Annotated in this window: 4 protein-coding genes; 3 read left to right on the top strand and 1 reads right to left on the bottom strand. The window is 57.1% G+C overall.

Annotated features, from left to right (window positions below; all coding sequences use genetic code 11):
- On the top strand, window positions 1-2,045 hold a 2,045-nt coding region (locus WCG50_RS17775), incomplete at its 5' end, for a response regulator (protein WP_336900930.1).
- A gap of 163 nt (window positions 2,046-2,208) precedes the next feature.
- Window positions 2,209-2,799 carry an NAD(P)H-dependent oxidoreductase gene (locus tag WCG50_RS17770; RefSeq protein ID WP_336900929.1) on the top strand — a complete coding sequence of 197 codons (591 nt, stop codon included), beginning with the start codon at window positions 2,209-2,211 and terminating at the stop codon, window positions 2,797-2,799.
- A gap of 7 nt (window positions 2,800-2,806) precedes the next feature.
- Here the strand turns inward: WCG50_RS17770 and ypfH are convergent, their stop codons facing one another.
- Window positions 2,807-3,481, bottom strand: coding sequence for an esterase (gene ypfH / locus WCG50_RS17765; protein ID WP_336900928.1), 675 nt, complete (start codon window positions 3,479-3,481; stop codon window positions 2,807-2,809).
- Window positions 3,482-3,609: 128 nt separating this feature from the next.
- Here ypfH and ylqF point away from each other — a divergent pair.
- Window positions 3,610-4,325: ribosome biogenesis GTPase YlqF (gene ylqF, locus WCG50_RS17760; RefSeq protein WP_336900927.1), on the top strand; the 716-nt coding region annotated here is incomplete at its 3' end.

Here is a 4,325-nt window from a genome sequence, read left to right as displayed (position 1 = left end):
GGGCCGTGGCCGCCATGAACCTGGTGTTGAACGGTAAAAAAATCACCGACTACGAACTCACCGTTCAGGCCAGGAGCAGAGTGGAAACCGTCGTGTCGCTCAATGCCACCACGTTTTACGACCGCGACCGTGTGCTGCAGGGCGTGTTTGCAGCGGCACGCGATGTGACCGAGCGCAAGCGTATCGAGGTCGAACTTGAGAAAGCCCGTGACAGTGCCAATGCCGCTAGCCTGGCAAAGAGCACTTTTCTGTCCAACATGAGTCACGAGATACGTACGCCGCTGAACGCCATCATCGGCCTGAACTACCTGCTGCGACGCGACGGTGCTTCAGCGCGGCAAATCACTCGACTGGATCAGATCGATAGCGCCGGTCGCCACCTGCTGTCCATCATCAATGACATCCTGGATATTTCCAAGATTGAGGCCGGACGCCTGCAACTTGAAATGACGGACTTTCACCTGTCTTCGATCCTGGACAACGTGGCTTCCATCTTTGGTGAATCAATTCGCCGAAAGGAACTCAGGCTCCAAATTGATTCCGATGACGTTCCCATGTGGTTGCGCGGCGACCCTTTGCGCCTGCGTCAGGCATTGGTTAACTATGTCAGTAACGCTGTTAAATTTACTGAAAAGGGCGAAATCACCTTACGCGTCAAATTATTGAAGGAAATTGGTGATGAACTATGGGTCCGCTTTGAAGCAGTTGACACCGGCATTGGCATTTCCCTTGATAAACAGGCCCGGTTGTTTCAGGAGTTCGAACAAGGCGATACCTCAACCACCCGCAGGTACGGTGGAACCGGACTAGGGCTAGCCATCACCCGGCGACTGGCCCAATTGATGGGCGGCGAGGTGGGTGTTGAGAGCACCCCAGGGGTTGGCAGTGTTTTTTGGTTTACCGCCCGGTTGCAACTCGGTCATGGGGCCATGACCATCGCGCCGTCGACCGATGCGCGAGATGTGGAAATCACATTGCGTCAACTTCACCGCGGCACGCGTGTCTTATTGGCAGAAGACAACGCTATCAACAGAGAAGTTGCGGTGGAACTGCTCAACAGCGCTGGTTTCGTCGTCGATACGGCTTCCGACGGTCTGCAGGCCGTTCAAATGGTTCAAACACATGTTTACGACCTGATTTTGATGGACGTTCAAATGCCCAATATGGATGGGCTGGAAGCGACGCTGGCTATCCGCACTTTGCCAGGGTGGTCAAGTAAACCCATCATTGCCTTGACTGCCAATGCCTTTGAAGAAGATCGTCGCGCCTGCGAAGCTGTTGGCATGAGTGATTTTGTTGCCAAACCGGTCGACCCAGGGTTGCTCTTTGCGACACTGCTGAAATGGTTGAGCCGTGAAGCCGACACAGCGGCCGGTGCAGCCATCCCCACGCATGCCGCTGAGCAATTGCCGCCCGTAGAGGCCACCGTCGTGTTAGAGCTGGAACCCATTTTGGCGCGATTGGGTCAGATTGCCGGTTTGAATTCCACCTATGGCTTGTCTGTTTTGCGTGGACACGCAAGCAAATATATTGATTTATTGATCCGTTTTGTGGCATCACACGCCAGTGACGTCCAACGGATGAGGTCATTGCTGGAACAGGGTGACTTTGATGCTACAAGGAGTTTGGCTCACGCACTCAAAGGCGCTGCCGCCACGCTGGGCATTGAACACCTGTCCGAACTTGCCGGTAAGCTTGAAACCTGGTTACGCACGCACAAAGACGAGGTGAGCATCAGCGATGAATTTCGATCAACGATGAGCGCCATTGAGCCCGAGTTTGCAGCGCTGGCTGCGGCACTGCCAGAGCGAAGTTCTGCTACGGAGGTAGACGACGCACATGGCGAACAAAAGAACTTGGCGCGGGTGCGCCGTGAACTCTTCGATTGGCTGGAGCAAGGCGACGCCAGGGCGGTTGGCCTGTTCGAGCAACATGCTGGGTTGTTGCGAACGGCCATGGGCACCGTTGCAGATGAGCTTGAGAATCAAATTAAACGCTTTGACTTTGAGGCGGCGCTTCTCACCTTGGGCAAGATGGAAAAGTAGTGTCAAAAAGCGCATCAAACAATCAAAGATAGCTAAACGTATCAGTAGCTAGATCGGTTACGCCTGTGTATCTGCTGATGTAGGTGGTGGGTCTTGCGAGCTGTCAATAAAAAATGCTGCGGGACTGTCAGCATTCAAGGATTTGACGCAAGGAGGCCGCACCATGGTCGAACATCGAATTCTTCTGATTCAAGGTCACCCTGATACGCTCACCCGCCACTTGGGCCACGCCCTTGAAGAGGCTTATGCCCAAGGTGCTGAGGCGGCAGGCCATGAGGTGCGGCGCGTTCCGGTGGCGCAGCTTGATTTTCCGCTGCTGCGCAGTGCGCACGCCTGGGAAGAAGGGGCTTTGCCAGCCACATTGCAGCAGGCGCAAAACGACATTGGCTGGGCTCAGCATATTGTGCTGTTTTACCCTTTATGGCTGGGTGACATGCCCGCCTTGTTGAAGGGATTTTTGGAGCAGGTGGCGCGCCCGGGCTTTGCGTTCAAGTCAGACGGCGATAACCCGTTCTCCAAAAAAGGTTTGACGGGTCGCACCGCCCGCGTGGTGGTCACGATGGGCATGCCGGCGCTGGTTTACCGCTGGTATTTTCGGGCGCACAGCGTCAAGTCGCTGGAGCGCAATATCCTTGGGTTTGTGGGCATTTCGCCGGTCAAGGAGACGCTCATCGGCGCGGTAGACAAGATGGGCGAGGCCGATGTCAAAAAATGGCAAGACCAGTTGCGCAAACTGGGTATGTCTGCGCAGTAACGCTACCTCAGGTCTGGGGATCAGCCTTGAGCGCTTCAGCCCAGAGCCGTTGCGGCACGTGCGTGCTTAGTTTGGTGATGACCAGGTCGATAAAGTCCGGGTGAATTTCATGGCCAATGAAGGGGAGAACCTCGGCGGTGATGTCGGCGCCCAAGTCCCGCAGATGGTGTGCTGCCGTCACCGTGTGGCTGTAGGGAATCACGGTGTCGACCTTGCCGTGCAGGAAGTGAATCGTGATCTCATTCTGGGCCACTTCCGGTAGGGTGGCAAAGCGCCCGCTGAGGGCACATACGCGTGAAGCCATAGGTGGGTTCAGTTTGCTGGCCTCCAGCGCCATGATGGCACCTTGCGAAAACCCGATCAGGGCCGTGGCCGATGCGCCAACGCCCGCCACGTGCTGCCAATGTGCCACGCAGGCTTGAAAGGCTGGCATGCCCTCGGCAATGCGCTGTGGCCGGTTGTCTTCAGTGATGCCCGTGACCGAGAACCATTGAAAACCAGCGGATATATCGCTGGGCTGGTAAGCCGCCACCGCCACCACCATGGCCAGCGGAAAGGCCTCGGCCAGTCGCTCACCCAGCGGGCGCATGGCCTGTGCGTCGGAGCCCACGCCGTGAAAAAGCAGGACCAGTTGCGCGGCAGGCAGGGCCGGTTGTTGAATGATGTGCGCGTTTTGAGTCATTGAAGTCGGCCTGGGTTGGTGATAGGAGGGACAATACGGCCCGTCTCCAATTTTCGACGATGTTTGCACCGGCAAACACAGCGCCGCGTTGGGTTGACCAAGTTTTATCGGTAAAAGGAATTTTAAAAATGGCTATTCAGTGGTTCCCGGGTCACATGCACCTGACCAAAAAAGCCATCGGCGACCGCATCAAGAACATTGATGTTGTGATCGAATTGCTCGATGCACGCTTGCCCGGGTCGAGTGCCAACCCGATGTTGGCCGAACTCACTGCGGGCAAACCGGCCCTCAAGGTGCTCAACAAGCAAGACCTGGCCGACCCGGCCCGCACCGTGCAATGGCTGGCGCACTACAACGCCCAGCCGGGCACCCGCGCGATTGGGTTGGACGCCAGCGTGACGGCGCCGGCCAAAGCGCTGGCCAAAGCCTGCTTTGAGTTGGCACCGCACCGGGGCGGCAACGTCAAGCCGATGCGGGTGCTGATTTGCGGCATTCCCAACGTCGGCAAGTCCACGCTCATCAACACGCTCACCGGCAAACGGGCCACCAAAACTGGCGACGAGGCGGGCATCACCAAACTGGAGCAGCGCATCTCGCTGGCCGACGATTTTTATCTGTACGACACGCCTGGCGTGCTGTGGCCGCGCATCATCGTCGCCAAAAGCGGCTACAACCTGGCCGCCAGCGGTGCCATTGGGCGCAATGCGTTCAACGAAGAAGAGGTGGCGCTGGAGTTACTCGACTACCTGAAGCGCAACTACGCCGCCATGGTGGAGGGCCGCTTCAAGCTCGAAGGCGTGGCCGCCATGACCGACGAACAACTGCTGGAAGCCATTGGCCGCAA

This window comes from Rhodoferax sp., from assembly GCF_037143375.1.
Taxonomy (GTDB): domain Bacteria; phylum Pseudomonadota; class Gammaproteobacteria; order Burkholderiales; family Burkholderiaceae_C; genus Rhodoferax.
The sequence above is the reverse complement of the archived record's forward strand: the minus strand, read 5'-3'. Positions and strand labels throughout refer to the sequence as shown.